At 71.3% G+C, this 26,224-nt stretch carries 22 protein-coding genes; 14 read left to right on the top strand and 8 right to left on the bottom strand.

The features are described 5' to 3' along the window. Window positions 1–117: 117 nt before the first annotated feature. The 3 genes from ACYVD5_RS21730 to hrcA all read right to left on the bottom strand — a co-directional run bounded on the left by ACYVD5_RS21730 (window position 118) and on the right by hrcA (window position 3,216). Window positions 118–894, bottom strand: a complete 777-nt coding sequence (locus tag ACYVD5_RS21730) for a 16S rRNA (uracil(1498)-N(3))-methyltransferase (protein ID WP_461002956.1) — start codon at window positions 892–894, stop codon at window positions 118–120. Window positions 895–1,038: 144 nt separating this feature from the next. Continuing rightward, the gene (gene dnaJ, locus ACYVD5_RS21725; protein WP_461002955.1) at window positions 1,039–2,199 is read right to left on the bottom strand and encodes a molecular chaperone DnaJ; all 1,161 of its coding nucleotides are present in this window, start codon (window positions 2,197–2,199) and stop codon (window positions 1,039–1,041) included. Continuing rightward, a complete protein-coding gene (hrcA, locus tag ACYVD5_RS21720) occupies window positions 2,200–3,216 on the bottom strand; it encodes a heat-inducible transcriptional repressor HrcA (RefSeq protein ID WP_461002954.1) in 1,017 nt (338 codons plus the stop codon). Between the two features lie 261 nt (window positions 3,217–3,477). On the opposite strand from hrcA, the gene ACYVD5_RS21715 reads away from it, so the two are divergent. The 3 genes from ACYVD5_RS21715 to ACYVD5_RS21705 all read left to right on the top strand — a co-directional run bounded on the left by ACYVD5_RS21715 (window position 3,478) and on the right by ACYVD5_RS21705 (window position 6,497). Then, window positions 3,478–4,278 (top strand): DUF3097 domain-containing protein, encoded by an 801-nt coding sequence (locus tag ACYVD5_RS21715; protein WP_461002999.1) that lies wholly within the window; start codon window positions 3,478–3,480, stop codon window positions 4,276–4,278. A gap of 100 nt (window positions 4,279–4,378) precedes the next feature. After that, window positions 4,379–5,716, top strand: a complete 1,338-nt coding sequence (locus ACYVD5_RS21710) for a DUF4870 domain-containing protein (RefSeq protein WP_461002953.1) — start codon at window positions 4,379–4,381, stop codon at window positions 5,714–5,716. A 187-nt stretch (window positions 5,717–5,903) separates the two neighbouring features. Continuing rightward, window positions 5,904–6,497 carry a DUF4870 domain-containing protein gene (locus ACYVD5_RS21705; RefSeq protein WP_461002952.1) on the top strand — a complete coding sequence of 198 codons (594 nt, stop codon included), beginning with the start codon at window positions 5,904–5,906 and terminating at the stop codon, window positions 6,495–6,497. Window positions 6,498–6,574: 77 nt separating this feature from the next. Here the strand turns inward: ACYVD5_RS21705 and hemW are convergent, their stop codons facing one another. After that, window positions 6,575–7,807 carry a radical SAM family heme chaperone HemW gene (hemW, locus tag ACYVD5_RS21700; RefSeq protein WP_461002951.1) on the bottom strand — a complete coding sequence of 411 codons (1,233 nt, stop codon included), beginning with the start codon at window positions 7,805–7,807 and terminating at the stop codon, window positions 6,575–6,577. A gap of 294 nt (window positions 7,808–8,101) precedes the next feature. Between hemW and ACYVD5_RS21695 the strand changes: the two genes are divergently transcribed. Then, on the top strand, window positions 8,102–8,539 hold the full coding sequence (locus ACYVD5_RS21695) for a MarR family winged helix-turn-helix transcriptional regulator (protein WP_461002950.1): 438 nt from the start codon (window positions 8,102–8,104) through the stop codon (window positions 8,537–8,539). A gap of 21 nt (window positions 8,540–8,560) precedes the next feature. On the opposite strand, the gene ACYVD5_RS21690 is transcribed toward ACYVD5_RS21695, so the two are convergent. After that, window positions 8,561–9,751: an amidohydrolase family protein gene (locus ACYVD5_RS21690; protein WP_461002949.1), complete on the bottom strand. Its 1,191-nt coding sequence runs from the start codon at window positions 9,749–9,751 to the stop codon at window positions 8,561–8,563. Between the two features lie 108 nt (window positions 9,752–9,859). Here ACYVD5_RS21690 and ACYVD5_RS21685 point away from each other — a divergent pair, with 108 nt between their 5' ends. Further along, entirely contained in the window at window positions 9,860–10,456 is a 597-nt protein-coding gene (locus ACYVD5_RS21685; RefSeq protein ID WP_461002948.1) for a nuclear transport factor 2 family protein, read from the top strand. A gap of 149 nt (window positions 10,457–10,605) precedes the next feature. Here ACYVD5_RS21685 and ACYVD5_RS21680 read toward each other — a convergent pair whose 3' ends face one another. Next, the gene (locus ACYVD5_RS21680) at window positions 10,606–11,262 is read right to left on the bottom strand and encodes an MOSC domain-containing protein (RefSeq protein ID WP_461002947.1); all 657 of its coding nucleotides are present in this window, start codon (window positions 11,260–11,262) and stop codon (window positions 10,606–10,608) included. Window positions 11,263–11,333: 71 nt separating this feature from the next. Then, window positions 11,334–12,404, bottom strand: coding sequence for a LacI family DNA-binding transcriptional regulator (locus ACYVD5_RS21675; protein ID WP_461002946.1), 1,071 nt, complete (start codon window positions 12,402–12,404; stop codon window positions 11,334–11,336). A gap of 101 nt (window positions 12,405–12,505) precedes the next feature. Here ACYVD5_RS21675 and ACYVD5_RS21670 point away from each other — a divergent pair, with 101 nt between their 5' ends. From ACYVD5_RS21670 to ACYVD5_RS21655, 4 genes are all read left to right on the top strand, one after another. Next, the gene (locus ACYVD5_RS21670) at window positions 12,506–14,176 is read left to right on the top strand and encodes a glycoside hydrolase family 13 protein (RefSeq protein ID WP_461002945.1); all 1,671 of its coding nucleotides are present in this window, start codon (window positions 12,506–12,508) and stop codon (window positions 14,174–14,176) included. A 405-nt stretch (window positions 14,177–14,581) separates the two neighbouring features. Continuing rightward, on the top strand, window positions 14,582–15,814 hold the full coding sequence (locus ACYVD5_RS21665; protein WP_461002944.1) for a sugar ABC transporter substrate-binding protein: 1,233 nt from the start codon (window positions 14,582–14,584) through the stop codon (window positions 15,812–15,814). 2 nt (window positions 15,815–15,816) lie between these two features. Continuing rightward, entirely contained in the window at window positions 15,817–17,436 is a 1,620-nt protein-coding gene (locus ACYVD5_RS21660; RefSeq protein ID WP_461002943.1) for an ABC transporter permease subunit, read from the top strand. Continuing rightward, a complete protein-coding gene (locus ACYVD5_RS21655; RefSeq protein ID WP_461002942.1) occupies window positions 17,433–18,329 on the top strand; it encodes a sugar ABC transporter permease in 897 nt (298 codons plus the stop codon). Before ACYVD5_RS21660 ends, ACYVD5_RS21655 begins: the two co-directional genes overlap by 4 nt. A gap of 101 nt (window positions 18,330–18,430) precedes the next feature. On the opposite strand, the gene lepA is transcribed toward ACYVD5_RS21655, so the two are convergent. Next, window positions 18,431–20,275, bottom strand: a complete 1,845-nt coding sequence (gene lepA, locus ACYVD5_RS21650) for a translation elongation factor 4 (RefSeq protein WP_461002941.1) — start codon at window positions 20,273–20,275, stop codon at window positions 18,431–18,433. A gap of 184 nt (window positions 20,276–20,459) precedes the next feature. Here lepA and ACYVD5_RS21645 point away from each other — a divergent pair, with 184 nt between their 5' ends. The 5 genes from ACYVD5_RS21645 (at window position 20,460) to ACYVD5_RS21625 (ending at window position 26,134) form a co-directional block, all read left to right on the top strand. Beyond that, a complete protein-coding gene (locus tag ACYVD5_RS21645; RefSeq protein WP_461002940.1) occupies window positions 20,460–21,467 on the top strand; it encodes a glycoside hydrolase family 18 protein in 1,008 nt (335 codons plus the stop codon). A gap of 271 nt (window positions 21,468–21,738) precedes the next feature. Then, entirely contained in the window at window positions 21,739–22,011 is a 273-nt protein-coding gene (gene rpsT, locus ACYVD5_RS21640; RefSeq protein ID WP_461002939.1) for a 30S ribosomal protein S20, read from the top strand. A 165-nt stretch (window positions 22,012–22,176) separates the two neighbouring features. After that, a complete protein-coding gene (locus tag ACYVD5_RS21635) occupies window positions 22,177–23,208 on the top strand; it encodes a phosphotransferase (protein ID WP_461002938.1) in 1,032 nt (343 codons plus the stop codon). A 99-nt stretch (window positions 23,209–23,307) separates the two neighbouring features. Beyond that, complete coding sequence (locus ACYVD5_RS21630; RefSeq protein ID WP_461002937.1) at window positions 23,308–24,081, top strand: SDR family NAD(P)-dependent oxidoreductase; 774 nt, start codon at window positions 23,308–23,310, stop codon at window positions 24,079–24,081. Between the two features lie 709 nt (window positions 24,082–24,790). Further along, window positions 24,791–26,134, top strand: a complete 1,344-nt coding sequence (locus ACYVD5_RS21625; RefSeq protein WP_461002936.1) for a helix-hairpin-helix domain-containing protein — start codon at window positions 24,791–24,793, stop codon at window positions 26,132–26,134. Window positions 26,135–26,224 lie beyond the last annotated feature (90 nt).

The following is a 26,224-nucleotide window of genomic DNA, read 5'->3' as shown; positions in this document are numbered from 1 at the left end:
ACCGCCGCGCCCCGCCGGAACGCGGTGCATGCGGGGCACGCGGCGACGACCGAACGGTTGTCCGCCGGCTAAGCGGGCGGCGCGCGGCCGCGTGTGCTGCGGCCGACCGGGCCGGTGTCACCACCGGCCGCAGCGGGCCTGCAGCACGGCCAAGGCGGCCACCCCCGCTGTCGAGGTGCGCAGCACCGTCGGGCCCAGCAAGGCGCGCATCGCTCCGGCGGTGTCCAACGCGCGCAGTTCGCCCTCAGCGAAACCGCCTTCGGGGCCGACCACCACGACGATCTCATCGGCAACCGGATCGCCGCCGCTTCCCGGGCCCTCCGGCGCGACCAGCGGATCGGGCAGCGGCACGCCCGACAGCCGGCTGCCGGCGTCCTCGTGCAGCACGATCCCGGCTCCGGCCGCCGCCACCCGCGCACAGACCTCGCCGATCCCGGCCGGCTCGGCCACCTCGGGGATCCGGCTGCGCCGCGACTGCTTGGCGGCCTCGCGGGCCGTGGAGCGCCACTTGGCCAGCGACTTGGCCGCGCGCTCCGGTTTCCAGCGCGTGATGCACCGCTCGGCGGCCCAAGGCACGATGCGGTCGACGCCCGCTTCGGTCATGACCTCGACCGCGAGTTCCCCCCGGTCGCCCTTTGGCAGCGCCTGGACCACGGTCAGGCTCGGACTGGGCCGGGGGTCGGCACCGCGCTCCTGGACCGCGCAGACCACGCGGTCGCCGCCGGCCTCGACCACCCGGCAGCGCGCCCGGGTGCCCGCGCCGTCGACCAGGTGGATGGTCTCGCCCGCCGCGACACGGCGCACCGCAGCGGCGTGCCTGCCCTCGGGTCCGGACAGCACAACGGTGTCGCCGGCCAGTTCACCGGGCTCGCTGAGGAAGACCGGAGGTGTCACGCTTACCCCGATTCCACTGACGGGCGCTCCTGCCGGGCGCAACGGCCCGGCACAAGTGCGGGCCGGCGCCGCGCGAAGGGCGGCACCGGCCCGCTGTAGTCGGCAACCCGGCAGCAGGTCGCTGCTGTTGTGGCGGGCAGATGGTCAGCGCGCGCCGAAGGCGTCGCGCAGCTTGGAGAACAGGCCGCCGTGGCCGGGGCTGAACTTGCCGGGCGGCTGGTCCTCGCCGCGAAGCTCGGCGAACTTGCGCAGCAGCGCCTCCTGCTCCTCGTCCAGCTTGGCGGGGGTCTCGACGTCGACCTGGATCATCAGGTCGCCGCGCCCGCTGGAGTCGAGGTGGCGCGTACCGCGGCCCGGCAGCGTGATGACGTGCCCGGAACCGGTACCCGGCCGCAGGTCGATCTGCTCGGTGCCGTCAAGGGTGTCGAAGGTGAACGAGGCGCCCAGGGCCGCCGCGGTCATCGGCACCGTGATGGTGCAGTGCAGATCGTCGCCGCGCCGTTCGAAGGTCGGGTGCGGCCGCTGCACGATCTCCAGGAAGATGTCGCCGCGCGGGCCGCCGTTGGGTCCGACCTCGCCCTCGCCGGCGAGCTGGATCTGGGTGCCGTCCTCGACACCCGCAGGGATCTGCACCTTGCGGGTGACCTTCTCGCGCTGCCGGCCCTCGCCGGAGCAATCAGCGCAGGGGTCGGTGATGATCGTGCCCTGGCCGGAGCACTGCGGGCACGGCCGCGTGGTCATGACCTGGCCCAGGAAGGAACGCGCGACCTGCGAGACCTCGCCGCGGCCCTGGCACATGTCGCATGTCTTGCGCTGGCTGCCCTTGGCCGTGCCCTCGCCCTGGCAGGTGTTGCACAACACCGCTGTGGGGAAGGTGACGTCCTTGGTCACGCCGAACGCGGTCTCGGAGAGGTCCATCTCGATGCGGACCTTGATGCTGCGCCCGCGCCGCGCCCGGTCGCGGGGGCTGCGCCCGGCACCGCCGGGCTGGCCACCGCCGCCGAAGAAGGCGTTCATGATGTCGTCGAAGGGGAATCCGCCCGCGGCGCCGAACCCGCCGGCGCCTGCGCCGCCACCCCCGCCGGAGGGCGCGAAGGGGTCGGCGCCCATGTCGAACATCCGGCGCTTGCTGTCGTCGGAGAGGACCTCGTAGGCCTGGGTCACTTCCTTGAAGCGATCCTGCGTGGCCGGGTCCGGGTTGACGTCCGGGTGGAGTTCGCGGGCGAGCCGCCGATACGCCTTTTTGATCTCGTCCTTGGATGCGTCGCGCCGCACCCCGAGGATCTCGTAGTAGTCTCTCGCCACTTACTGCCCCGCAAGTATCTGTCCGAGGTACCGAGCCACAGCGCGTACCGCTCCCATCGTTCCTGGATAGTCCATTCGGGTCGGGCCCACCACACCGATCTTGGCCAGAGGCTGGTCGCCGATTCCGTAATCGGCGGAGACGATCGACGTGGTCCGCAGACCCTCGTGAGAGTTCTCGGCGCCAATGCGCACTGTCAGCATGGATGATGCGTCGCCCATCTCCCCGAGCAAACGGAGCAGGACGACGTTTTCTTCCAATGCCTCGAGTACTCCCCGCAGGCTAGCCGAGAAATCCATCGCGGCGAGATTCGAAGTCCCGCCTAGCACGATCTTCTCGTCGTGACGCTCGACCAGACTCTCCAGCAGTACCGAAAGCACGGCGACCGCAAGCGCGCGGTCGTCCGGCGGTACCTGAGCAGGCAGGTCCTCGACCGCGAACGGGACGTCGGTGAGCCATTTGCCCACCAGCGCCCGGTTGAGCATTTGGCGGAGGCTGTCGACGGCCTCCTCGCCGACTCCCTCCAAACCGTCGATCACCCGCTGCTCGACCCGGCCGGTGTCTGTGATGAGAACCATCATCACGCGCTGGCGGCCCAGCGGGACGAGCTCCACGTGCTGCACTGAAGAGCGGGTGAGGGACGGGTACTGGACCACCGCCACCTGGCGGGTGAGCTGTGCCAGCAGGCGCACGGTGCGCCCCACGATCTCGTCGAGGTCGACCGCACCGCCGAGGAAGGTCTCGATGGCGCGGCGCTCGGCGCCGGAGAGCGGCTTGACCGTCGACAACCGGTCGACGAACAACCGGTAGCCCTTGTCGGTGGGGATCCGGCCTGCGCTGGTGTGCGGCTGGGCTATGTAGCCGTCCTCCTCCAGCGCCACCATGTCGTTGCGGATGGTGGCGGGGGAGACACCGAGCGTGTGCCGATCCGAGAGCGCCTTCGACCCAACGGGCTCGTTCGTGGACACGTAATCCTCGACGATCGCCCGCAGCACAGACAGCTTCCGGTCGTCGAGCACGCACTCACCTCCTGGCACTCCATGGTCTCAAGTGCTAATTCTATGCCGTTCCGCAAGGCGGCCGGGAAAGCAGGTCGCCGGAAGCCGCGGCGCGCCGGGGGTGTGCGGGGGCTGGTCGGGCACGGCCCGCGGCCCGGAACGCGCCGGCGGCACCCGGCGCACCGGCACCTGCACCGGTACACTCCCGCCGTGCGCACCAATTCCGGCAAGGGTGACGACGGTTCAACCGGCAGCCCGGGCAAACGGTACAGCGGCGATGTCCTGGCGCAGGACTGGCGCCGGCCTCGCAAAGGGGCCGTCGCCGAGGTGGCCCTGGAGCGCGGACTCGTCCTGGAGTCCGCCGACGAAGGGTTCTGCGGCGCGGTCGTCAGCTGGGACAAGCGGACGGTGACCCTGGAGGACCGCAACGGCCGCCACCGCGTCTTCGACCTGGAACCCGCCGGGTTCCTCGTCGACGGCCGCCCGGTCACCGCGGTGCGGCCGTCGGCGGCGCCCGCGCGCCCTGCCCGCAGCGCCTCGGGCTCGATCGCCGTGCGGGGGGCGCGCTCGCGCGTGGCCCGCGAGAGCCGCATCTACGTCGAGGGGGTCCACGACGCCGAACTCGTCGAGCAGGTGTGGGGACACGACCTGCGCGTCGAGGGCGTGGTCGTGGAATATCTGGAAGGCGTGGACAACCTGCCCGCGATCGTCGCGGATTTCGAGCCGGGTCCGCAGCGCCGGCTGGGGGTCCTGGTGGACCATCTGGTGCCGGGCACCAAGGAGAGCCGGATCGCCGAGCAGATCTCTTCGCCCCATGTACTGGTCACCGGCCACCCCTTCGTCGATGTCTGGCAGGCGGTCAAGCCGGCGGCTCTGGGAATCACGGCGTGGCCGCAGGTGCCGCGCGGCATCCCGTGGAAAGAGGGTGTGCTGCAGGCGCTGGGGAGCAGCGAGGAACCCGGCGAGGCATGGCGGCGGATCCTGGGTTGCGTGCGCAGCTTCGCCGACCTCGAACCGGAGCTCCTCGGCCGGGTCGAAGAGCTCATCGACTTCGTCACGGCGGCGCAGGGGGTGCAAGACTAGGCGTGTCCGGAGAGTACCGCGCGCCCCGGGCGCGGGGTGGCCTGCAGGGGCACAGGATGGCACTATCAGCCCAACGCAATCGGCACAGCCAAGGGACAAGATGAGCGAGACCCCGCCCAACCGACCACAGCCCCAGGAGGGGCCCTCCGGTGAACAGCCGGCGCCCGGCCGCGCTCCCTCTGACGGGCAGCCCGGCCAGGGGCAGGCGGGCACCGAAGAACAGCCGCCCGGATATGAACGGCCCGGTTACGGACAGCCTGGATACGACCAGGCGGCCGGATACGACCAAGCGAGCGGCGGCCAGCCGGGATACGCGCAGCCCGGGTACGGCCAACCCAGCGGCAGCCAACCCGGATACGGACAACCGGATTACGGCCAACCGAGTGGCGGGCAGCCCGGGTACGGCCAGCCTGCATTCGACCAGCCCAGTGGCGGGCAGCCCGGATACCAGCAGCCGCAGCAGCCCCCACCCGGGTACGGCCAACCCAGCGGCGGCCAACCCGGATACGGACAACCGGATTACGGCCAGCCGGACTACAGACAGCCCAGCGGCGGCCAACCCGGATACCAGCAGCCGCAGCAGCCCCCACCCGGGTACGGCCAGCCCAGCGGCGGCCAACCCGGATACGGACAACCGGATTACGGGCAACCGGACTACAGACAGCCCAGCGGCGGCCAGCCCGGATACGGGCAGCCGAGCGGTGCCCAGCCCGGCTACGGCCAACCCACGGGCGGCCAGCCCGGGTACCAACCGCAGCAGCCCCCGCCCGGCTACGCGCCCGAGCAGGCGCCGCAGCCCGGCTATGCGCCGCCCGGCTACGGCCAGGCGCCCTATCAGCAGCAGCAACAGCCGCCCGCGGGATACGGACAGCCCCAGCCCGGCTACGCGCCGCAGCAGCCGCAACAACAACCGGGCGCGCCGCAGTCCCCCCAGCAGGGCTATGAGCAGCAGCAGGGCGGTTTCCCCGGCGCTCCGCAGGGCGCGGCGCCCGGCGCCATGCCCGGCCAACCCGGCCAACCCGGTGGTCACCCCGGCCAGCACGGCTACCCCGGCGCCCCGCAGGGCTACCCGCCGCAGTCCGGCGCCTCCGACGATGCAACCTGGGCGATGATCGCCCACCTCTCCGGCGTCATCCTCTCGTGCTTCGGCTGGCTGCCCGCCCTCATCATCTTCGCGGTGAAGCGCAACGACTCCCCGTTCGTCCGCAGCCAGGCCAGCGAGGCGCTGAACTTCCAGCTCACCCTGCTTATCCCCTACCTCATAGCCTGGGTGGTCTACATCGGGCTCGGCGTGTTCGTACCCGGGATTTCCTGGATCGGTTCCGTCGTGATCGCCGTGATCTGGGTAGCCTCGATCGTGTTCGGCGCCTTGGCCGCGCTGAGCGTCAACCGGGGAGTCCAGTACCGCTACCCGGTGTCGATCCGCATGGTGAAATAACCCGCTGGGACAGGCGGCCGGCTGAGTCTTCGTCCGCCCCGCAGCGGAACCGCGGCCCCCGTGGAAGCGTCTCACCAGCGAGACCTCCAGCAGCCGGGGTGTTCGGGCAGCGACGGGAGAGCCCGCTGCCGGATGCCCCGGCCGCATCGCCCCGGCGGCCGCTGGGGCAGACCCGACAGAGGAGACCATGAGCTACCCACCTCAGCCCAACCAGCCCAACGGCGGCCAAGGCGACTACCAGAACTACCCCGGCGGTTACGGCCCGCCTCCCGGGGTCGACCCCAACTACGGCCCCCAGTCGGGGCCCCAGCCCGGCTACGGCCCGGGCTACCCCGGCCAGCAGTCCGGGCCGCAACCCGGCTACGGCCAGCACCCCGGCTACGGCCAGCAGCCGGGTTACCCGCCGGTGCCGGCGGCCGGCTACCAGCAGCCCTACGGACAGCCCGGCGGCGAGTACCCGCCCAACTCCGAAGAGCGCACCATGGCGCTCATCGCCCACCTGGGCGGGCTGTTCACCACCTGGCTGCTGCCGCTGATCCTCTACTTGGTGAAGAAGGACGAGTCGCCCTTCGTCCGCAATCAGGCGGCCCAGGCGTTCAACTTCCAGATGACCATGTTCATCGGACAGGTCGTCTCGTGGGTGCTGATGTTCGTCATCATCGGCATCTTCACCTGGCTGGCGGTGATCGTGGTCGCGATCATCTTCAGCATCATGGCCGCCGTGGCCGCCAACAAGGGCGAGTGGTACAAGTACCCGATGACCATCCCGATGCTGAAATAGCACCCGGCACCGCCGCCGAGCGGGGGGGACGCCGCGGCCTGCCCGGGCCGCGGCACCGGCCCGGATCCCGGGCGCGGTCAGGTGAGGTCGCGCACCACGGCGTCGGCCAGTAGGCGTCCGCGCCGCGTGAGGACGGCGCGGCCGTCGGCGTGTGCGGCCGCATCGAGCAGTCCGTCGCCCACCGCCCGTTCCGCGGCGGCCCGCCCCTGCGCGTCGAGCAGGTCCAGCGGGCACCCTTCGGCCAGGCGCAGCTCGAGCATGATCCGCTCGAAGCGGCGGTCGGCGGCGCCGAGGATCTCGCGGGCGTGGCCGGGCGAGCGGTCCTCGGCCAGCCGGGCCGCGTAGGCGGCCGGGTGCTTGACGTTCCACCAGCGGGTGCCGCCGACATGGCTGTGGGCGCCCGGCCCAACGCCCCACCAGTCGCCGCCGGTCCAGTAGAGGCGGTTGTGGCGGCTGCGGGCGGTGTCGCCGCGGGCCCAGTTGGAGACCTCGTAGGGATGCAGCCCGGCGGCGCCGAGCATGTCGTCGGCCATGGTGTAGCGGTCGGCCAGCACGTCTTCGTCGGGCCCGTGCAGCTCGCCGCGGCGCACCCGCGCCGCCAGCCGGGTGCCGTCCTCGACGATCAGCGAATAGGCAGAGACGTGGTCGACCCCGGCCTCGACCGCCGCTTCCAGCGACCCCTTCCAGTCGGCGTCGGTCTCGCCGGGCGTGCCGTAGATCAGGTCGAGGTTGACGTGGTCGAACCCGGCCTCGCGCGCCCACTGCGCGCACTGCTGGGGGCGGCCCGGGGTGTGGGCGCGCTCCAGCACGGCCAGCACGTGCTGCTGCGCGCTCTGCATGCCGAAGGAGATCCGGTTGAACCCCTGCTCGCGCAGCCGTGCGAGGACGCCGGGGTCGACGGTCTCGGGGTTGGCCTCGGTGGTGACCTCGGCGCCGGGTTCCAGGCCGAACTCGGTGCCGACGGCGGCGAGGATGCGCCCCAGATCCTCGGGCGGCAGCAGCGTGGGGGTGCCCCCGCCGAAGAAGACGGTGCTGACGGGGATGCCGGCGGCGCCCAGTACGCGGCGGGCCAGGCGGATCTCGGCGACGGCAAGGTCGGCGTAGCCCTCGCGGGTGGCGGCGTGGCCGCCTTCGCGCGAACGCAGTTCGGCGGCGGTGTAGGTGTTGAAGTCGCAGTAGCCGCAGCGGGTGGCGCAGAATGGCACGTGCACGTAAACGCCGAAGGGGCGGGTGCCCGCACCTGCGGCGGCGCCGGCAGGCAGGGCGCCGTCAGCGGGTACGGGATCGCCGTCGAGAGACACGGAAGGCATGTACCCAGTGTCGGCGATGGCGCCGACCGGACGGGTCGCCGCCGCCGCGGCTCAGTCCGCGGTCGGCCCCGCTCCAACGTAGGCGGCCGACTTCTCCCACACCGCCGAGCGGCCCGGGATTTCCAGGATGCGGCGTAGATCTCCGGCTTCCGGTACTCACCGATCGGCGTCGGAGAAAGAGCCCGCAGCGGTTGCGACCGAGCCTCACTCAGGGCCCGTTCAGCCGAAACCGGGTGAGGCTGATCGACTGGGCTTCTCCGGCCCCGCGTATACGAGTTGTTATATACTTTCCGTATGTCGGCTGATCCGGACGTGCCCAGCGGTGTCGATGTCGCGATGCTGCTGCGGCGGGCACAGATGCGCAAGCAGATGGCCTGCGAAGCCGCGCTCGCTCAGGTCGGGTTGACATTGCCGCAGTGGGGCATGCTGTACGCCGTCGCAACCGAGCCTGATTCCTCGACCCACGCGCTTGCCCTGTTCATCGGGCAGTCCGATCAGTCCGCGGGCGCAGTGGTCGCCCGTCTGGAACAGCGCGGGTTGCTCGAACGCCGGCCCGGAGCCGGCAAGGCGATTCTGCATCGGATCACGCCGGACGGCGAGAGGCTCGTGCGACGCTGCGACACCCTGGTCGAGGACGTGATGACCCAGCTGCTCGCCGGCCTGTCCGATCGGGACCTCCGGGCACTGCGGGCCTCGTTGCAGTCGATCGCGGAGGCCGCCCTCCCGGCATGACCAGGCCGGGCGCCTGAGATCTCAGCGGTCCGCCCTGGCTCCGCTCCGCCACACGTCCCTGATCGACAGGGTGTCGGCGATCCTGCGGGTGGGATCGCCGTCGACCAGCAGCAGATCCGCGCGCGCACCCGGGGTGATGCGGCCGCGGTCGTGCAGGCCGAACGTCGCCGCGGGCACGCTGGTGGCGGCCCGCAGCGCCTCGGTCGGAGTGAGGCCGGCCCGCACGAGCAGCCGCAGTTCGCCGTGCAGGCTCGCACCGTGGGCCATGCCGAGCGCACCGAAATGGTGGTTGGCGTCCGAGCCGGCCAGGATCGGCACGCCGGCCGCATGCATCGCCTTCACCGCGGCCAGGGCGGCGTCGAAGTCGCCGTCCGGGAACGTGTTGAACTCACGGCCGAGGTTATCCAGCCAGGGCTGCGGTAGACGACCGGCGACCCGGGCATCGCCCGCCAGCTCGGCGCCGATGTGCTGGTTGGTGAGCGAAGCCAGCAGGTTCAGCGTCGGGGTCAGGTACACCCCTCCCGCACGGAACGCCTCGATCAGATCGGGCGTGCACGGACCGTCGATGAACAGGTGGGCGAACCCGTCGACACCGGCGGCCAGCGCCTGCTGGGTCGCCTCGATGGTCAGCGCGTGGGCGATCACCATGCGGTCGCGCTCGTGTGCGGCGGCCACCGCTGCCCCGACGATGCGCACATCGACGACGGGGACGTTCTTGCCGAGTGTCGAGCCGCTCTCGATGAGCACCTTGATGTAGTCGGCGCCTTCCGCGATCCGTTCGTCGACGAAGCGGGCGGCGTCTTCGGGCCGGCCGACCGTCGGCAGCTCGGGGTCGTTCAGGCCGCCGTGCAACTGGGTCGGATGCCCGTCAGGTGCCGTCAGACCCATCGAGGACGAACGGACATCCGCGATGTCGGTCCGTTCCGCGGCGGCGCGGCGAACCTCCGCCATCTTTTGCGGGAACGAGAACAGGTCGAACTCGGTGGTCACGCCGAACCGCACGGCATGGCCGAGTGTGTCCAGGTCGGCGTGGGTGTGCGCGTCGATCAGGCCGGGCAGCAAGGTGGCACCGCGGCCGTCCACCCGCTCGGCCGCCGCGGACACCGGCGCGCCGACCGCGACGATCCGCGAATCCTCCACTTCCACGCTCCGCACGCCGATCGGCTGCTCGCCGTCGAACACCCGGGCGCCCTCGATGGCATATCGCGCCATGACCCCTCCTTTATACGTGTTCGTATATACTAACCCATATACGAAGACGTATGGTGCCAAAGTGACACGGCAAGGTCCGGTCCGAGCAATGAAAGGTGTGCGCTGCCCATGCCCGAGAGCGACTCCGACCTCGTGAACGTGCTGGCCCTGGTCGCCCACGAGCGGCGGGCCCGTGACCGGGGCTGGTGGTCCAGCCTCGCGCGGTGCTACACGCCGGAGGCGACAATCCAGACAAGCTGGTTCGACGGCACCGCGGTGGAGTACATCGAGTCGTCCAAGCGAGTGTTCGGCCACACCCCGTCCAACCACCGCCTCGGACTGCCCGTCATCGACGTCAGCGCCCCCCGCGCGATCGCCGAGGTGCCGATGACCATCGAGATGCGGGGCACTTTCCGCGGCGTCGGGGCCGACCTCACCGCGCACCTGCGGATGCTGCACCGCGCCGAGAAGAGGGACGGCGGCTGGCGGTTCGCCGCGTCCGTCGCGATCTTCGAACACGACACGTTGACCCCGGCCGTCCCCGGAACCGCGCCGGCGCCGACCCCGGACGACCTTGAGGGCACTCGGCCCTCCTACCGCATGTTGAGCCTGTGGATGAGGGAGCGGGGTTACACCGTCGCGGCCGATCGCTACGGCGTCGACCGGCCCGCCGAACTCGCCGCACTGTACGAGGACGCCTACGCCTGGGCCGCCCTGCCACGCTGACCCGGCCTGTTGCGTCCCGGGCCCCGTCCACACGGGACCGCGCTGACCTTGCGCCCCGGAACGCGCCCGGACGGCGGACATAGCGGCCCGGGGTGAGCCGAGGGCGTTTACATGGCGGTGCACCGCCCCGAGCCGCAGGCCGCGGCGGCTCAGTCCGCGGTCGGCCCCGCTCCAACGTAGGCGGCCGACTTCTCCCATACCGCCGAGCGGCCCGGGATTTCCAGGATGCGGCGCAGCAGTTCGCGGTCGCGCTCGTAGTTCGCCCGGAAACCGGCGGCGATGGTGATTCCGTGGTCGGGCCGGTGCTGCACGCTGATGCCGTCGCCCGCACTGATTTCGCCTTCGGCCAAAACACGCAGGTAAACGCCGGTGCGCCCCTCGTTGGTGAAGCGCTTGACCCAGCCGGTCTCGTCCATCCACGCCTTGAACACCCCGCAGGGGCTGCGCGGCAGCGCCGCCTCCAGCAGCACCGTGCCGGCGCGCCAGCGTTCGCCGATCAGCACCGCGTTGAGGTCGATGCCGCGTGTGGTCAGGTTCTCACCGAAGGCGCCGTCGCGCAGCGGCCTGCCCAACCGGTCCTGCCACAGGTCCAGGTCCTCGCGGGAGTAGGCGTAGACGGCCTTGTCGGCGCCGCCGTGGTTGTCGAGGTCGGCCTGGTCATCGCCTGCCAGGCCGAGGGAGTGCACTGCGACCGGGCCGATGGCCGGGCGCTTGTCGATACCGGTGCGCTTCAGCCGTCCCGCCCAGTCGGCGGGGACGGCGCGGCCGGTGTTGACCGAGGCGATGCAGGGCGCGGGAGTGGGCATGGACGCCAGATTAGACGATCGGGGTACCGGCGCTGCGGCGCGGGCGGGCCGGGAGGAGGCCCGCCAAGGTGTCAGGAAGCGGCGAGCGGGCCGGGGCGGGCGGGGGCTGCCTGCGCGGATACCGCCGGCGCGGCGGGTACGGCCGGTGCTGCGGCGGTGGAGCCGCGCACGACCAGTTCGGGATCGAAGAGGTACTCGGTGTGCGAGACGCTGTGGCCGGCGATCTCGTCGCAGAGCGTGCGCACGGTGGCCGCGGCCATGGCCGCAACGGGCTGGCGCAGGGTGGTCAGCGGCGGGTCGGTGAAGGCGATGAGCTGGGAGTCGTCGTAGCCCACCACCGAGAAGTCGCCCGGCACCGCAAGCCCGCGCTGGCGAGCCGCCCGCACCGCGCCCAGCGCCATGAGGTCGGATCCGCAGACCACGGCGGTCACGCCGCGGTCCAGCAGCTTGGCGGCGGCGGCGTGGCCGCCTTCGACACCGAACAGCGACAGCTCGACCAGGCCGTCGCAGTCGAGGCCGTGCGCCGCCATTGCCGAGCGGTATCCGGTGAGCTTGCGCCGCACCGGCACGTAGCGCTCCGGTCCGCTGGTGAACCCGATGCGGGTGTGGCCGAGTGCGGCGAGGTGGTGCACTGCCAGCCGGCCGGCTTCGCGGTCGTCGCAGGAGACGAATGCGGCCGGGACCTCCTCGGCGTAGCCGTTGACCAGCACGATCGGTAGTTTCTGGCTGATCAGGCGGTGGTAGCGGCCGTGGTCGGCGGTGGCGTCGGCGTGCAGCCCGGAGACGAAGATGATTCCCGAGACGTTGCGTTCCAGCAGCAGCTCGACGTACTCGTCCTCGACGATGCCGCCGGGCGGGCGGGTGCACAGCACGGGGGTGTAGCCCTGGCGGGCCAGCGCGCCCTCGGCCGCCTGGGCGAACATCGGAAAGACCGGGTTCTCCAGTTCGGGCACGACCATGCCGACCAGTCCGGCGGAGCGGCGGCGCAGGCGTTCGGGGCGTTCGTAGCCAAGCACGTCGAGCGCGGTGAGGACGGCCGAGCGGGTGTCGGCGCCGACACCGGACTTGTTGTTCAGCACTCGGGAGACCGTTGCCTCGCTCACGTCGGCATGGCGGGCTATGTCGGCCAAACGTGGACCCATGTGGGCACTCTAATGCAGTTCCCCGCACTTCAATTGCAACCGGTGGGTAATCTTGCGCAAGAGTTTGCAGCCCGCTTAGGCACATGGAGGGACCGACGCCTATGCCAAACCCCCCTTATCCTCCCGAGCCCGCACCGGCCCCGGCCCCCGCAGCGAGGCAGCCCAGGCAGTGGTGGCGCGATGCCGTGATCTACCAGGTCTATGTCCGCAGCTTCGCCGACGCGGACGGCGACGGCGAGGGCGACCTCGCGGGCGTGCGCAGCAAGCTGCCCGAGCTGGCCGCGCTGGGCGTCGACGCCGTCTGGCTGACCCCGTTCTACGTCTCGCCGCTGGCCGATGGCGGCTACGACGTGGCCGACTACCGCGACGTCGACCCCCGCTTCGGTACGCTCGCCGATTTCGACGGGCTCATCGCCCGCGCCCACGAGCTGGGGCTGCGGGTCATCATCGACATCGTGCCCAACCACACCTCCTCGGCCCATGCCTGGTTCCGCGCCGCAACGGCCGCGCCGCCCGGTGACCCGGCGCGGTCGCGCTACGTCTTCCGGCCCGGGCGCGGTCCGCAGGGCGAGCTACCGCCCAACAACTGGCGGTCGGTCTTCGGCGGGCCGGCCTGGACCCGGCTCAAGCGGCCCGACGGGACGCCTGAGGAGTGGTACCTGCACCTGTTCGACGCCGAGCAGCCCGATCTGGACTGGACCAGCCCCGAGGTGCACGCGGAGTTCGACGACGTGCTGCGCTTCTGGCTCGACCGCGGGGCCGACGGGTTCCGTATCGATGTCGCCCACGGCATGGTCAAGGACCCTGCGCTGCCCGACCTGCCCGAGGGCCAAAAGGCCGACCTGCTCGACGGCTCCACCCGACTGCCCTATTTCGACCAGGACGGCGTGCACGACATCTACCGCAGGTGGAACGCCATTGCGAGCGCCTATCCCGGCGATCGGGCGCTGGTGGCCGAGGCCTGGGTCGAGGACGCGCAGCGGGTGGCGCGCTACCTGCGGCCCGGCGAACTGCACCAGGCGTTCAACTTCCAGTACCTGACCGCCGGCTGGGATGCCGCGGCGCTGCGGCGCGTCATCGACGACTCGCTGGCGGCCAACGGGGCCGTGGGGGCGCCCACCACGTGGGTGCTGTCCAACCACGATGTCGTGCGGCACGTCACCCGGTTCGGCGGGGGCGAGCGCGGGCTGCGCCGGGCGCGCGCGGGCGCCCTGCTCACCCTGGCGCTACCGGGGTCGGCCTACCTGTACCAGGGCGAGGAGCTGGGCCTGCCCGAGGTCGACGACCTGCCCGAGGATGCGCTGCAGGACCCCACCTGGGAGCGTTCCGGGCGCACCGAGCGCGGGCGCGACGGTTGCCGGGTGCCGCTGCCCTGGGAGGGCACGCGGCCGCCCTTCGGTTTCAGCCCCGAGGGCGGCTCGCCCTGGCTGCCGGTGCCCGCCGAGTGGGCGCGCTACACCCGCGAGGCGCAGCGGGCCGATCCGGATTCCACCCTGGCGCTGTACACCGCGGCGCTGGCGCACCGGCGCGCGGCCATCGACCCGGCGGCGGAGCCGTCCTGGGTGGATACGCCTGCGGGGGTGCTTGCGTTCCGCCGCGGCGCGGGGTTCGGCTGCGCGGTGAACCTCACCGGTGCGCCCGCGGAGGTCGCCGCCGGCGCGTTCGGACCCGGCGCTCGGGTGCTGCTCGCCAGCGGCCCGGTGCAGCAGCGGGCGGGGACGCTGGTGCTGCCGCCCGATACGGCGGTGTGGCTGGTGTCGGCGGAGGACTGAGCGCCCGCCGGGCCGCCGCAGGCGCGTCCGGCGGGCTCGGCGGGTGAAGGCGGACGGCGGTCCGGATGCCGCGGCGGCGGCGCCGGGCCGCCGTTTGGTATGTCCGCGTATATCCGCGTATATCCGCGGCTGTCCGGCCGCAGGCGGCGACCCGCGGGAGGCGGGACCGCGAGCGCCCGCATCACGGCGGATGCGGGAGCCGCGGGGCGGACCGGTGCGGTCCGCGGGTATGGGCGCGCCGCGGTGCTGTGCGGGTTTCCGCCGCGTTTCCACATCGTGACCGGTTTTCACTGCAAACTCTTTCAGACTTTGCAAAGTGTTGCTAACGTCACCTCACTCGCTACGACCGATAAGCCCGGACAGAACGGGGGAACGTCCGCGGCCCCACGCCCGAGAGGGAGCCACATGAGAATCCGCAGCGCCGGCCTGCTGGCCGCAACCGCCGCCCTCGCGCTTGCCACGGCGTGCGGAGGCGGCGGCGAGTCCGCCGGAACGCCCCGGGCGAACATGGTGATCTGGGCCGACCCGGAGCGCACCAAAGCCCTGCAGCCCTTCGCCGACGAGTTCGGCACCGCCAACGGAATCACCGTCGAGGTCCGCGAGGTCCCTGCCGATACCATCCAGGCCGACTTCCTCACCGCCCACGAAGGCGGTTCGGGGCCCGATGTGGTCGTGGGCGCCCACGACTGGATCGGCAACCTGGTGCAGAACGGCGCCATCGACCCGGTCCGGCTTCCCCAGGCCAAGACGAGTGCCTTCAACGAACTCGCGATCGAGGCCACCACCTACGACGGCAGGCTCTACGGCGTCCCCTACGCCATGGAGAACCTGGCGCTGATCCGCAACACCGAACTGGTGCCCGAGGCGCCCGGAACCGTCGAGGAACTCGTCGAGACCGGCGCGCAGCTCAAGGACGCAGGCAAGGTCGAAGAGATCCTCGGCATGCAGGTCAGCCAGACCGGCGACCCGTACCACATGCAGCCGTTCTACACCTCTGCCGGCGGCCGCCTCTTCGGTACCGACGGCGAGGGCAACCCCGACCCCGCCGACCTCGGTGTCGGCACCCCCGAGTCCGTCGCGGCGTTCCAACGCATCGCCGAGCTCGGCGAGAAAGGCGAGGGCGCCTTCAAGCGCTCGATCGACGCCGAAAACGTCACCAACCTGTTCAACCAGGCCAAGACCGCCTACTTCGTCACCGGCCCCTGGTCGCTGGGCCCCGTGCAGGAAGCGGGCGTCGACTACGGGATCTCGCCCGTGCCCGGATTCGCAGACGGCGAGGAACCGGCACCCTTCGTCGGCGTGCAGGCGTTCTTCGTGGCATCCGGCAGCACGAACAAGGTGCTGGCCGAAGAATTCGTCACCAACTACGTCACCGATCCCGAACTGGCCACCGCACTGTACGAGGCCGACCCGCGCCCGCCGGCACTGACCGGGGTCAGCGAACAGGTCGGCAAGGACGACCCGGCCGTCGCCGCCTTCCTGAAGGCCGGAGCCCACGGCCGGCCCATGCCCGCCATCCCCGAGATGGACGCGATCTGGGACCCGTTCGGCAAGGCCCAGGCCGCAGTCGTCGGCGGCGCCTCCCCCGAGGAGGCCGTGGAATCGGCCGCCGAGACCATCGCCGCAGAGATCGGCTGACCGTGGCACCCGAACGCCGCCGCGGTGCGGCGGGCGCCTCGGACGGGGCGCCCGCACGCCCGCCGCTGCCCGGCGGCTCCCTCGCCCCCGGCGGGTCGGCGGCCGGGCAGGCCGCCAAGACCGGCATGCTCGCCATAGCCGCGGCCATCGCCCTGTGGGCGGTGTTCCCGCTGTATGCGGCCGGGCAGTGGATCGGTGTCGGAGCGGTCGTCGCCGCCACCGCGCTGATCTTCCACGTCTACCTGTCCAGACGCGCCGTACCCGCCAAGTACCTCGTTCCCGGCACCCTGTTCCTGGTCGCGTTCCAGATCGTCCCGGTGCTCTACACGCTCAGCACCTCGGTGACCAACTACAGCGACGGGCACCGCGGGACCAAACAGCAGGCGATCGAGCAGATCGAGGCGTCCTCGGTCGAGCAGACCGCCGACTCCGCCGCCTACACGCTGACCGTGGCCGCACGCGGCTCCTCGGCAGAGGGCGAACTGGTGTTCCTGCTGACCGCACCCGACGGCACCGCCTACGCCGGCGATGCGGCAGGGCTGTCCCGGCTCACCGGTGCCGAGGCCGGCCCCGCCGGCAAGGTCACCGCCGCCCCCGGATACACCGTCATGCCGCCGAGCGCGGCCAACGCCCGCAGCGACGAAATCACCGGGCTGGCGGTGCCCACCGGACCGGGAACCGGGATCCGCTCCAGCGGGTACTCCACCGCCTACGAGGGCACCGCCGGGCGAACCTACGACTCCGGCTGCGACTGCATCACCGACTCCGCCACCGGCCGGACCTACACCGCCGACGACCAGCGCGGCGCGTTCGTCGCCGGCAACGGCGAGCGGCTTGCGCAGGGCTGGCGGGTCGGGGTCGGCCTCGACAACTTCCTGCGCTTTGTCGGCGACCCGGCCACCAGCTCGTCGTTCTTCTCGATCCTGACCTGGAACACCGCTTTTGCGGCGGGCACGACGGCGATGGTCTTCGTGCTGGGCTTGAGCGTGGCGCTGACCCTGCACACCCGGCACCCCTTCGCCGGGCGCACCGCCTACCGGCTGCTGGTGGTGCTGCCCTACGCCATGCCCTCGTTTGCGATGTTCCTGCTGTGGCGGTCGATGTTCAACGCCGACTTCGGCCTGCTCAACCGGCTGCTCGGGCTGGAGGCCGACTGGTTCGGCCAACCCTGGACCGCCCGCGCCGCGGTGCTGGTGGTCAACATCTGGTTGGGCTTTCCCTACATGTTCCTGGTGGCCACCGGCGCCCTGCAGTCGATCCCGCGCGAACTGGAGCAGGCCGCCCGCATCGACGGCGCCGGCGCCTGGCAGGCCTTCCGCCGGGTCACCTTCCCGCTGCTGATGGTCGCCATGGCGCCGATCCTGGTGGCCACCTTCGCGTTCAACTTCAACAACTTCAATGCGGTGTGGCTAACGACCGAAGGCGGCCCCTTCGCCGCCGGCAACCCGATGGCCGGGGCGACCGACCTGCTGATCACCTACACCTACCGGCTGGCGTTCGGGGGCAGCGGCGCGCAGTACGGTTACGCGGCCGCGCTGTCGGTGTTCATCTTCCTGATCGTCACCGTCATGTCCGTGGTCAGCCTGCGCAGAAGCGCGTCCCTGGAAGAGGTGCACCGATGACGGCCCGATCCGGCCCAGCCGCCCCGCGCCGCGGCGCCGCCCGCCGGGCGGTGCTGTGGGCGCGCCGCACCGGGTGGCGGCACCTGGTGATGCTGCTGTTCCTCGCCTTTGCGCTGTTCCCGATCCTGTTCGTGGTCTCGGCGGCGCTGAACCCGCTGGGCACGCTCAGCAGCTCCACCCTGGTCCCCCGCGCCGCCGGGGTGCAGAACTTCGTGCAACTGCTCACCGGAACCGCCTTCGGGCGGTGGTACGCGAACTCGCTGCTGATCGCCCTTGGCAACGCCGCGGCAACGGTGTTCCTCTCGGCCCTGGCGGCCTACGCCTTCAGCCGGTTCCGCTTCGCCGGGCGCCGACTGGGGCTCTACGGGCTGCTGGTGATCCAGATGTTCCCGCAGTTCCTGGCGATCGTGGCGATCTATCTGATGTTCAGCACGGTCGGCGACTACTGGCCGCCCCTGGGGTTCAACGCGCCCTGGGGCCTGATGCTGGTGTACCTCGGCGGCGCGCTGAGCATCAACACCTGGCTGATGAAGGGCTTCTTCGACACCATTCCCCCGGCGCTGGACGAGTCGGCCCAGGTCGACGGCGCCACCCACGCCCAGTCGTTCTTCCGGATCATGCTGCCGCTGGTGACCCCGGTGCTGGCGGTGGTGGGGCTGCTGGTGTTCATCGCCACCGTGAACGAGTTCCTGATCGCCGGCGTGTTCCTGCGCGACCCCGCGGTCAAGACGGTGGCGGTCGGGTTGTACGGCATGGTCGCCGACCAGCGCGACGCCAACTTCGGCATGTTCTCCGCGGGCACGCTGCTGCTGGCCGTACCCGTGCTGACGGTGTTCTGGTTCCTGCAGCGCTACATCGCCGAAGGCCTGACCAGCGGGGCGGTCAAAGGCTGATCCCGCATCGGGCGGCGCCGCCGGCCGCCCGCCGCTGCCGGCGGGCGGAGGGGTGCGGCCGGGCGCGAGCGGGCCTTCGGGGTGCGGCCGAAGGCCCTGGCTCAGCGCTTCTTGGCGTCCTTGTCGGCGGCGGAGTCGTCGGTGGACAGCGCGGAGATGAACGCCTCCTGGGGAACCTCGACCCGGCCGACCATCTTCATCTTGCGCTTGCCCTCCTTCTGCTTCTCCAGCAGCTTGCGCTTGCGGCTGATGTCGCCGCCGTAGCACTTGGACAGCACGTCCTTGCGGATGGCGCGGATGTTCTCGCGGGCGATCACCCGGGAACCGATGGCGGCCTGCACCGGGACCTCGAAGTGCTGGCGCGGGATCAGCTCGCGCAGCTTCTTGGTCATCTCGACGCCGTAGGTGTAGGACTTCTCGCGGTGCACGATCGCCGAGAACGCGTCGACGGTCTCGCCCTGCAGCAGGATGTCGACCTTGACCAGGTCGGCCGCCTGGTCGCCGGAGGGCTCGTAGTCGAGTGAGGCAAAGCCCTTGGTGCGCGACTTGAGCTGGTCGAAGAAGTCGAACACGATCTCGGCCAGCGGCAGGACATAGCGCATCTCGACGCGGTCCTCGGAGAGGTAGTCCATGCCCTGCAGCGCACCGCGGCGGCCCTGGCACAGCTCCATGATCTGGCCGACGAACTCGGCAGGGGCCAGCAGTGTGCCCTTGACCATGGGCTCGTGCACCTCTGCGATCTTGCCCTCGGGGAACTCGCTGGGGTTGGTGACCGTGTGTTCGGTGCCGTCCTCCATGACGACCTGGTAGATCACGTTGGGCGCGGTCGAGATCAGGTCCAGGCCGAACTCGCGTTCCAACCGGGCGCGGGTGATCTCCAGGTGCAGCAGGCCCAGGAAACCGCAGCGGAACCCGAAGCCCAGCGCCGCGGAGGTCTCGGGTTCGAATGCCAGGGCGGCGTCGTTGAGCTGCAGTTTCTCCAGGGCGTCGCGCAGCACCGGATAGTCGCTGCCGTCGATGGGATACAGCCCGGAGAACACCATCGGCTTGGGGTCCTGGTAGCCGGGCAGCATCTCGGTGGCGCCCTTGGTCGCCGAGGTGACCGTGTCGCCGACGCGGGACTGGCGCACGTCCTTGACCCCGGTGATGAGGTAGCCGACCTCGCCGACACCCAGCCCTTCGACCTTCGTGGGCTCGGGCGAGATCACCCCCACTTCGAGCATCTCGTGGGTGGCGGAGGTCGCCATCATCGCGATGCGTTGGCGGGTGCCCAGGTGGCCGTCGATCACCCGCACGTAGGTGACCACGCCGCGGTAGGTGTCGTAGACCGAGTCGAAGATCATCGCCCGCGGGGGCGCGTCGGCGTCGCCGACCGGCGCCGGCACCTGGGCCACGATCTCGTTGAGGAGTTCGGCGACGCCCATCCCGGTCTTGGCGCTGACCTTGAGCACGTCGGAGGGATCGCAGCCGATGATCCCGGCCAGTTCGGCGGCGTACTTCTCGGGCATGGCGGCCGGCAGGTCGATCTTGTTCAGCACCGGGATGATGGCCAGGTCGTGCTCAAGCGCCAGGTAGAGGTTGGCCAGGGTCTGGGCCTCGATGCCCTGGGCCGCATCGACCAGCAGGATCGCGCCTTCGCAGGCGGCCAGCGACCGGGAGACCTCGTAGGTGAAGTCGACGTGGCCGGGGGTGTCGATGAGGTTGAGCATGTAGGTGGTGTCGTCGAGCGCGGTGAACGGCAGCCGCACCGCCTGGGACTTGATGGTGATGCCGCGCTCGCGCTCGATGTCCATGCGGTCGAGGTACTGCGCACGCATCTGGCGGTCTTCAACGATGCCGGTCAGTTGAAGCATGCGGTCGGCCAGCGTCGACTTGCCATGGTCGATGTGCGCGATGATGCAGAAGTTGCGGATCAGCGCGGGATCGGTCCGGTTCGGCTGAGGCACCGTGCTCCGTTCGGATAGCTCGCGGGTTGGCCAGGATGGCAGGGGCGCCGGCCGCGGCGTTGCGGCCGAGCTGCGCAGTGGTGCCGTTGATGATCCCATCCGCTTGGGGCGGCGCTTGAAGGCGCGGTCGGGCGAGAATGGCTCACACGGCATGTATCAGGTTATGCGAGATCGGAGGACGGCCGTGAAATGGTTCCTGCAGCGCGTGCTCGCGGCGCTGGCCGCCGTACTGGTCGTGGCGCTGGGTGCGGCGCTGCTGGTACGTGTGCAGTACACCGGCGAACCGGCCGGCTGGGCGGTCTCCAACGGCACCAACGCCCTGTGGATGGGCCATCCCTGGGTCGACGGCCGCTACGGCGAAAAGGAGCTCGCCGCGTTGGCGCCCCGCATCACCGAGGGCGGGATCAGCGACGTGTACGTGCATGTGGGACCGCTCGGCTACGACGGGCGGCTCGACCCGGACAAACACCCGGAGCTGCAAGGGTTCCTGCGGATGTTCCGCGCCGAGTTCCCGGATGTGCGGATCTCGGCGTGGCTGGGCCAGCGCGTCGAAGAAGGCGAACTGGACCTCGGCGACGAGGAATCGAGGGACCGCGTGGTCGGGGCCGCCGACGGGCTCATCGAGGCCGGGTTCGACGGCATCCACTACAACTTCGAACCCGTACCCAACAACGACCCCGGTCTCGTCTCGCTGCTGGAGCAGACCCGCGGGGAACTGCCCGATGGCACGCTGCTGTCCAGCGCGGTGCCGACGGTCGAGCCGCTGGGCGGGTTGGCCTTCACGCTCGGCCTGCTGCTGCCCAAGGACCCGTTCTGGTCGAGCGGGTACCTCGGCCGGGTGGCCGAACACCTCGACCAGGTCGCGGTGATGTCCTACGACACCGGGATGCCCACCGAAGGCCTCTACGGCGGTTTCGTGGTGCGGCAGACACAGGTCGCGCTGGATGCGGTTCCCGATGACGTGCAGCTGCTCATGGGCGTGCCCGCCTACTCCGACGAGCACGCCGCCCGCAACCCTGAGGCCGAAACGACCGGGACGGCGGCGCGTGCGATCCGCATCGGGCTGTCCGAGGGCGGCGAGCGCCGCGAACGGTTCGGCACGGCCTTCTACGCGGACTTCTCGGCGACCGACGGGCAGTGGCGGTCCTACCTGGAAACCTGGTCCCGTCCCGCGAACGCCGATGCCGGGTAACGGCGGTCAGGTGCTGACGCGGCGGCGGCGCCGGCCGGCTGCGGCGAGCGGCGGCCGGAAGACCTGGGGCCGCAACAGGTGCGTCCTGCGCACTCCTGCGCGCTGGCATAATGGGAATACCGTGTCTCGGATGTTCCACGTTCAGTTTTGAGCCCTTGGGACTCATACACCTGGCGTAGGCGCGCGACCGGCCCGCCCGCGGAACGGCTGCCCGCGGCCGGGACACGCGCGACCGACCCGTAGATCAGAAGTTACTGGAGCACGTTTACGCATGGCGAACATCAAGTCGCAGAAGAAGCGCATCCGGCAGAACGAGCAGGCCCGGCAGCGCAACCAGTCGGTGCGCTCCTCGCTGAAGACCGCCATCCGCAAGTTCCGGGTGGCGGCCGAGGCCGGAAACGTCGAGCAGGCCGTCGTGCTGCAGCGCTCGGCTGCGCGCCAGCTCGACAAGGCGGCAAGCAAGGGCGTCATCCACAAGAACCAGGCGGCCAACCGCAAGAGCGCCATCGCCAAGCGGCTGGACAAGGTGCAGAACGCCGGCTGAGACCGCGCCGGGCTTTCCCGACCGCGGTTTCCGTGTGCCAAGCCGCCTCCCGCCCAGCGGGGGGCGGCTTTGTGCTGCCAAGCCCGGTCCGGTCCCGGCGCGCCGGCGGGTGCACCGGGCCGGCTTCGCCCGGCCACGGCCCGCCCCATCAGTAGCGTAGAGCCCGTGGACTTCACCGACCTCCGACTGCGGTTGTGGGACGATCCCGGCCGACGCGACGGAATTCACCACTGGGTCCAGGCGTGCCTGGCCGAACGCGGTGAGCGGCTGCTGGCCGACCCTCCGCGGGTGCGGGTGCGGCCGTGGTCGACAACGGCGCGGTTCTCCTCCACGGCAGGGCCGGTCTGGTTCAAGGCCAACGCCCCGGGCGGCGCGTTCGAGGCGGCACTGCACGGTGCCCTGTACACGTGGGTGCCCGGCAGGGTCCTCACTCCGCTGGGCGTGGACGTCCAGCGCGGCTGGTCGCTGCTGCCCGACGCAGGCGGCACCCTGCGGGACCGGATGGCCGCCATCGACGACTTCGCCGTGTGGGAGGCGATTCTCGGTACTTACGGCGAGACCCAGCGCACGCTCGCGGCCCACGCCGCGGACCTGGTGGCCCTGGACGTGCCCGACCTGCGGCCGGCGGCGCTGGGACACCTGCTCGACGGCTTCCTCGCCGACCCCGGGGTGACCGCGGCCCTCGGCGACGGCACCGACCTGCTGATGCGCCACCGATCGGCGTTCGACGCCGACTGCAAGGCGCTCGACGACTCCGGTGTCCCGCCGTCGCTGGACCACTCCGACCTGCACGTCGGCAACGTCTTCGTGCTCGACGGCGGCTACCGGTTCGCCGACTGGGGCGATGCCGTGGTGAGCCACCCCTTCTTCAGCCTGCTGGTACCGCTGCGCATCGCAGCCCGCGAACTGGGCGCCGGCACCCGCACCCTGCAGCGGCTGCGCGACGCCTATCTGGAGCCCTGGACCCGGTCCCAACCCGCCCCGCTGCTGCGCACCGCAGTGCCGCGGGCCACCCGCCTGGCCGCCCTCAGCCGCTCGCTGGCCTGGAGCCGCGCATTCACCGAACTCCGCCCAACGGTGGGCCCGGCCCAGGACCGCGAGATCGCCGCGCTACTGCGTACGCTGACCGCCGCACCGGACGTACCGGGAACCGGCACGGCGGCGGCCGAAGACAACGACGGCGACGGCATGGGGTGAGATTGCCGCCTCGGAGCACCCGGCCGGAACGGCCCGTCCTTGCCATCAGCGCCCGGTAACCTTTGGCTTCCGCCGAACCGTCCGTCCTAGACTGCCGGCGTGATCGACCCAGGGCTCAAGGGCAAGACGGTGCTCGTAACCGGCGGCGCGATGAACATCGGTGCTGCGATCTCGCAAGCGTTCGCAGCACAGGGTGCGCGGGTGGCCGTGCACTACGTTGCAGGCACCGCCTCGGCACCGCGCGAGCATGCCCGGGCCCGACGAGAAGAGGCCGAGGCGTTCGCCGCGACGCTACCCGACGCAGTCACCGTGGAAGCGGACTTTCTCGAACCAGGAGAAGCGGGGCGCCTGCTCGACCAGGTCGAAGAGCGCCTCGGTCACATCGACGTGCTGGTCAACAATGCCGGGCACGCCGAGGACGAGGACACGTTCGACACTCTGGCCCAGGACGGTGTCGAACGTACCTTCCGCGTGAACGTCACTACTCCCGCGATGCTCGTGACCGAACTCTCGCGTCGAATCCCTGTCGACGCGGGCAAGGGGTCCCGGAGCGTGGTCAACATCTCGACAGATGCGGCTCGGGGATTCCCCGGGCAGGTCGCCTACGGTGCCTCGAAAGGTGCTCTGGAGTCTTTCACCCGCGGTGCGGCACTGGATCTCGGCCCCGTGGTTCGCGTGAACGCGATCGCTCCGGGGCCGGTGCAAACCGGGTGGATGAGCGATGATCTGATCGCCTCGGTGGAACCGAGCATCCCGCTGGGCCAGGTGGGCGACCCGAGCGATATCGCAGATGCCGCGGTCTTCCTCGCCTCCGACCAGGCCCGGTGGATCACGGGACAGGTTGTCCAGGTCGCCGGCGGGCACTGGCTCTGAGCGCGAGCGGACGACCGGCCGCCCTGATCGACTGGCCAACCCCTGCCGATTCCCATCAACGATCTCCAGAGGCGCGGCCGGGACCGATACCCGTTTTGGGTGATCAGGCTCGTCTCGTCCTTACGGAACCGTTCGGAAATCCGCGGGTTATCCACAGGCGGAAAATCCGAGCGGACGGCAAGGGGCCCAGGTATCTAGCGTCTTAACCATGTCGCCTGCTCCGTGGCGTTCCCGCCGCCCACCCGCCCACTCCTCTGCTTCCGGATCCGGATCCACCGGCTCCACGGCCGCTGCGCTGCACCGGCTGCAAGCCCTATCCTGCCGATCTGGGTGCGGCCCGCCGACCGGCGGGCGCCAACCGCACGAACCGACCGACCGGGCCGACCACAGCAACTACGCAGCCCCTGCCCACCGGGCCGCCCGAACCGGCCCGGCCGCTCGCGCACACCACACCACCCGAGGCATCCAAGCGCCCCGAACCGCCGATTGGCCGCGGCCATCCGGCACCGGGCAATCGCCTGAAACCTGCGCCGCTCGGGCGGTGGAGGCAGCGCCGCCTCCGCCCTATGCCATCCGCCCCGGAACCTCCCCGCCCGCCCGACCGCGGCAGCACCCGGCCGCCCCCGTCCTCCAGCACCGTAAACCGCCCCATCCGGCAAGTCCGGACGGCCTGTACCCGCCAAGCCCGGACAGTCCGGAGGATCCCCCCATGGCTTCGACCGCCGCGGCGGCCCGCCCCGCCGCCGGTGCGGCAACGCCTGCGCCCCGCGCGGGTCGTCATCGGCGCGCCGCGGATCCGGTCGGCGCGGGTGCTGAAGGCCCGGCCGCGCACGAGCCGCAGGCACCCGGCGCAGAGCACCCGCGCGGCAAACACGCGCGCAGCGGCCACCGGACCGGACAACCGGGCGGCGGCACAACCGCCCCGCAGGGCGATAACCGCTCCACCTCGGCCCCGCCGAACCCGCCACCCGAACCCACCGCGCCAACCACCGGAACCCGACCATGCGCAGACACCCGCGCACCCGCCCCGCAGACCGGTGACCACGCCGTCGGCACCGGGCCGGGCGCCGGGACCGACACTTGCAACCCGCTGCCGCCCGACTCGGACAACCGCAGTCCCCACACCAACCACGCCGGCACCGGCCGCGCCGACCCAGCGCCGCCGCGCGGCCATGGCACCGGCACCCGCACCCCCCGCCCACAACCAGACGCCGACGGCGGCCCCGATCCCGACAACGCACCACCACCCGACTGGAACAAACCCGACCCCGACACCACCCGCCCCTGGACCAGCGGCACCGAACCAACGCCACCGCGCGGCTACGACGAAGTCGGGCCCGGGCTGCTGCGGCGGTCCCCGGTGCAGATGCTCACCGAACGCTTCTTTCCGGGGTTGGCCGACCAGCCCCGGCTGGGACGCGCCGGCCTGCGCGCGCTCATCGCGGTGTGCCTGGTGGCCGCCGCTGCCACAGGGTGGTTTTTCGTCCAGGCCCGCCCGGCGCCCGAACCGCCACCGACGCTGCAGGCCGCCGCGTCCCCGCTGGCGGACACCGGCCGATCTGTTGCTGCCCCGTCGCCGCCCGCGGCCACCGGCCCCGCCGCCGACATCACCGTGCACGTCGGGGGCGACGTACGGTCGCCCGGCGTCGTCACGCTCCCGGCCGGTTCGCGCGTCGCCGACGCCCTCGACGAGGCGGGCGGTGCCGCGCCCGACGCCGATCCCGGAACGCTCAACCTGGCCCGCCCGCTGGTCGACGGCGAACAGATCCTGCTCGGCGCGCCCGCCGGTACCCCGCCCGCCGCCGCTCCGGGCCCCGCGCCTCCCGCAGGTGGGGCGGCACCCGCGAACACCCCGATCGATCTCAACACCGCGACCACCGGACAACTGCAGGAGCTGCCGGGAGTCGGGCCGGTGCTCGCCGAACGCATCATTGCGTTCCGCACCGAGAACGGCGGCTTCGCATCGGTCGACCAACTCCGCGAGGTCAGCGGCATCGGCGAGCAGCGTCTCGCCGACCTGTCCGGCCTCGTCCGCGTCGCCGGAGCCACCTGATGCCCGCCGTGCCCGGTCCCGTACACGCCGGGGCTGAGCACACGGTATCCGGTCCGGGTGCCCCTTGGGGCCGCTTGCGGGCTGCGGGCG

The organism is Streptomonospora sediminis, assembly GCF_054778995.1.
The sequence above is the reverse complement of the archived record's forward strand: the minus strand, read 5'-3'. Positions and strand labels throughout refer to the sequence as shown.

Excerpts from the sequence above, each read along its gene's own strand:
- rpsT (WP_461002939.1), top strand. The coding sequence starts at position 21,739 with ATGGCGAACATCAAGTCGCAGAAGAAGCGCATCCGGCAGAACGAGCAG.
- ACYVD5_RS21675 (WP_461002946.1), bottom strand. The coding sequence starts at position 12,404 with ATGGGTCCACGTTTGGCCGACATAGCCCGCCATGCCGACGTGAGCGAG.
- ACYVD5_RS21695 (WP_461002950.1), top strand. The coding sequence starts at position 8,102 with ATGTCGGCTGATCCGGACGTGCCCAGCGGTGTCGATGTCGCGATGCTG.
- ACYVD5_RS21625 (WP_461002936.1), top strand. The coding sequence starts at position 24,791 with ATGGCTTCGACCGCCGCGGCGGCCCGCCCCGCCGCCGGTGCGGCAACG.
- ACYVD5_RS21685 (WP_461002948.1), top strand. The coding sequence starts at position 9,860 with ATGCCCGAGAGCGACTCCGACCTCGTGAACGTGCTGGCCCTGGTCGCC.
- ACYVD5_RS21705 (WP_461002952.1), top strand. The coding sequence starts at position 5,904 with ATGAGCTACCCACCTCAGCCCAACCAGCCCAACGGCGGCCAAGGCGAC.
- hemW (WP_461002951.1), bottom strand. The coding sequence starts at position 7,807 with ATGCCTTCCGTGTCTCTCGACGGCGATCCCGTACCCGCTGACGGCGCC.
- ACYVD5_RS21655 (WP_461002942.1), top strand. The coding sequence starts at position 17,433 with ATGACGGCCCGATCCGGCCCAGCCGCCCCGCGCCGCGGCGCCGCCCGC.
- ACYVD5_RS21680 (WP_461002947.1), bottom strand. The coding sequence starts at position 11,262 with ATGCCCACTCCCGCGCCCTGCATCGCCTCGGTCAACACCGGCCGCGCC.
- ACYVD5_RS21690 (WP_461002949.1), bottom strand. The coding sequence starts at position 9,751 with ATGGCGCGATATGCCATCGAGGGCGCCCGGGTGTTCGACGGCGAGCAG.
- ACYVD5_RS21665 (WP_461002944.1), top strand. The coding sequence starts at position 14,582 with ATGAGAATCCGCAGCGCCGGCCTGCTGGCCGCAACCGCCGCCCTCGCG.
- ACYVD5_RS21670 (WP_461002945.1), top strand. The coding sequence starts at position 12,506 with ATGCCAAACCCCCCTTATCCTCCCGAGCCCGCACCGGCCCCGGCCCCC.
- ACYVD5_RS21710 (WP_461002953.1), top strand. The coding sequence starts at position 4,379 with ATGAGCGAGACCCCGCCCAACCGACCACAGCCCCAGGAGGGGCCCTCC.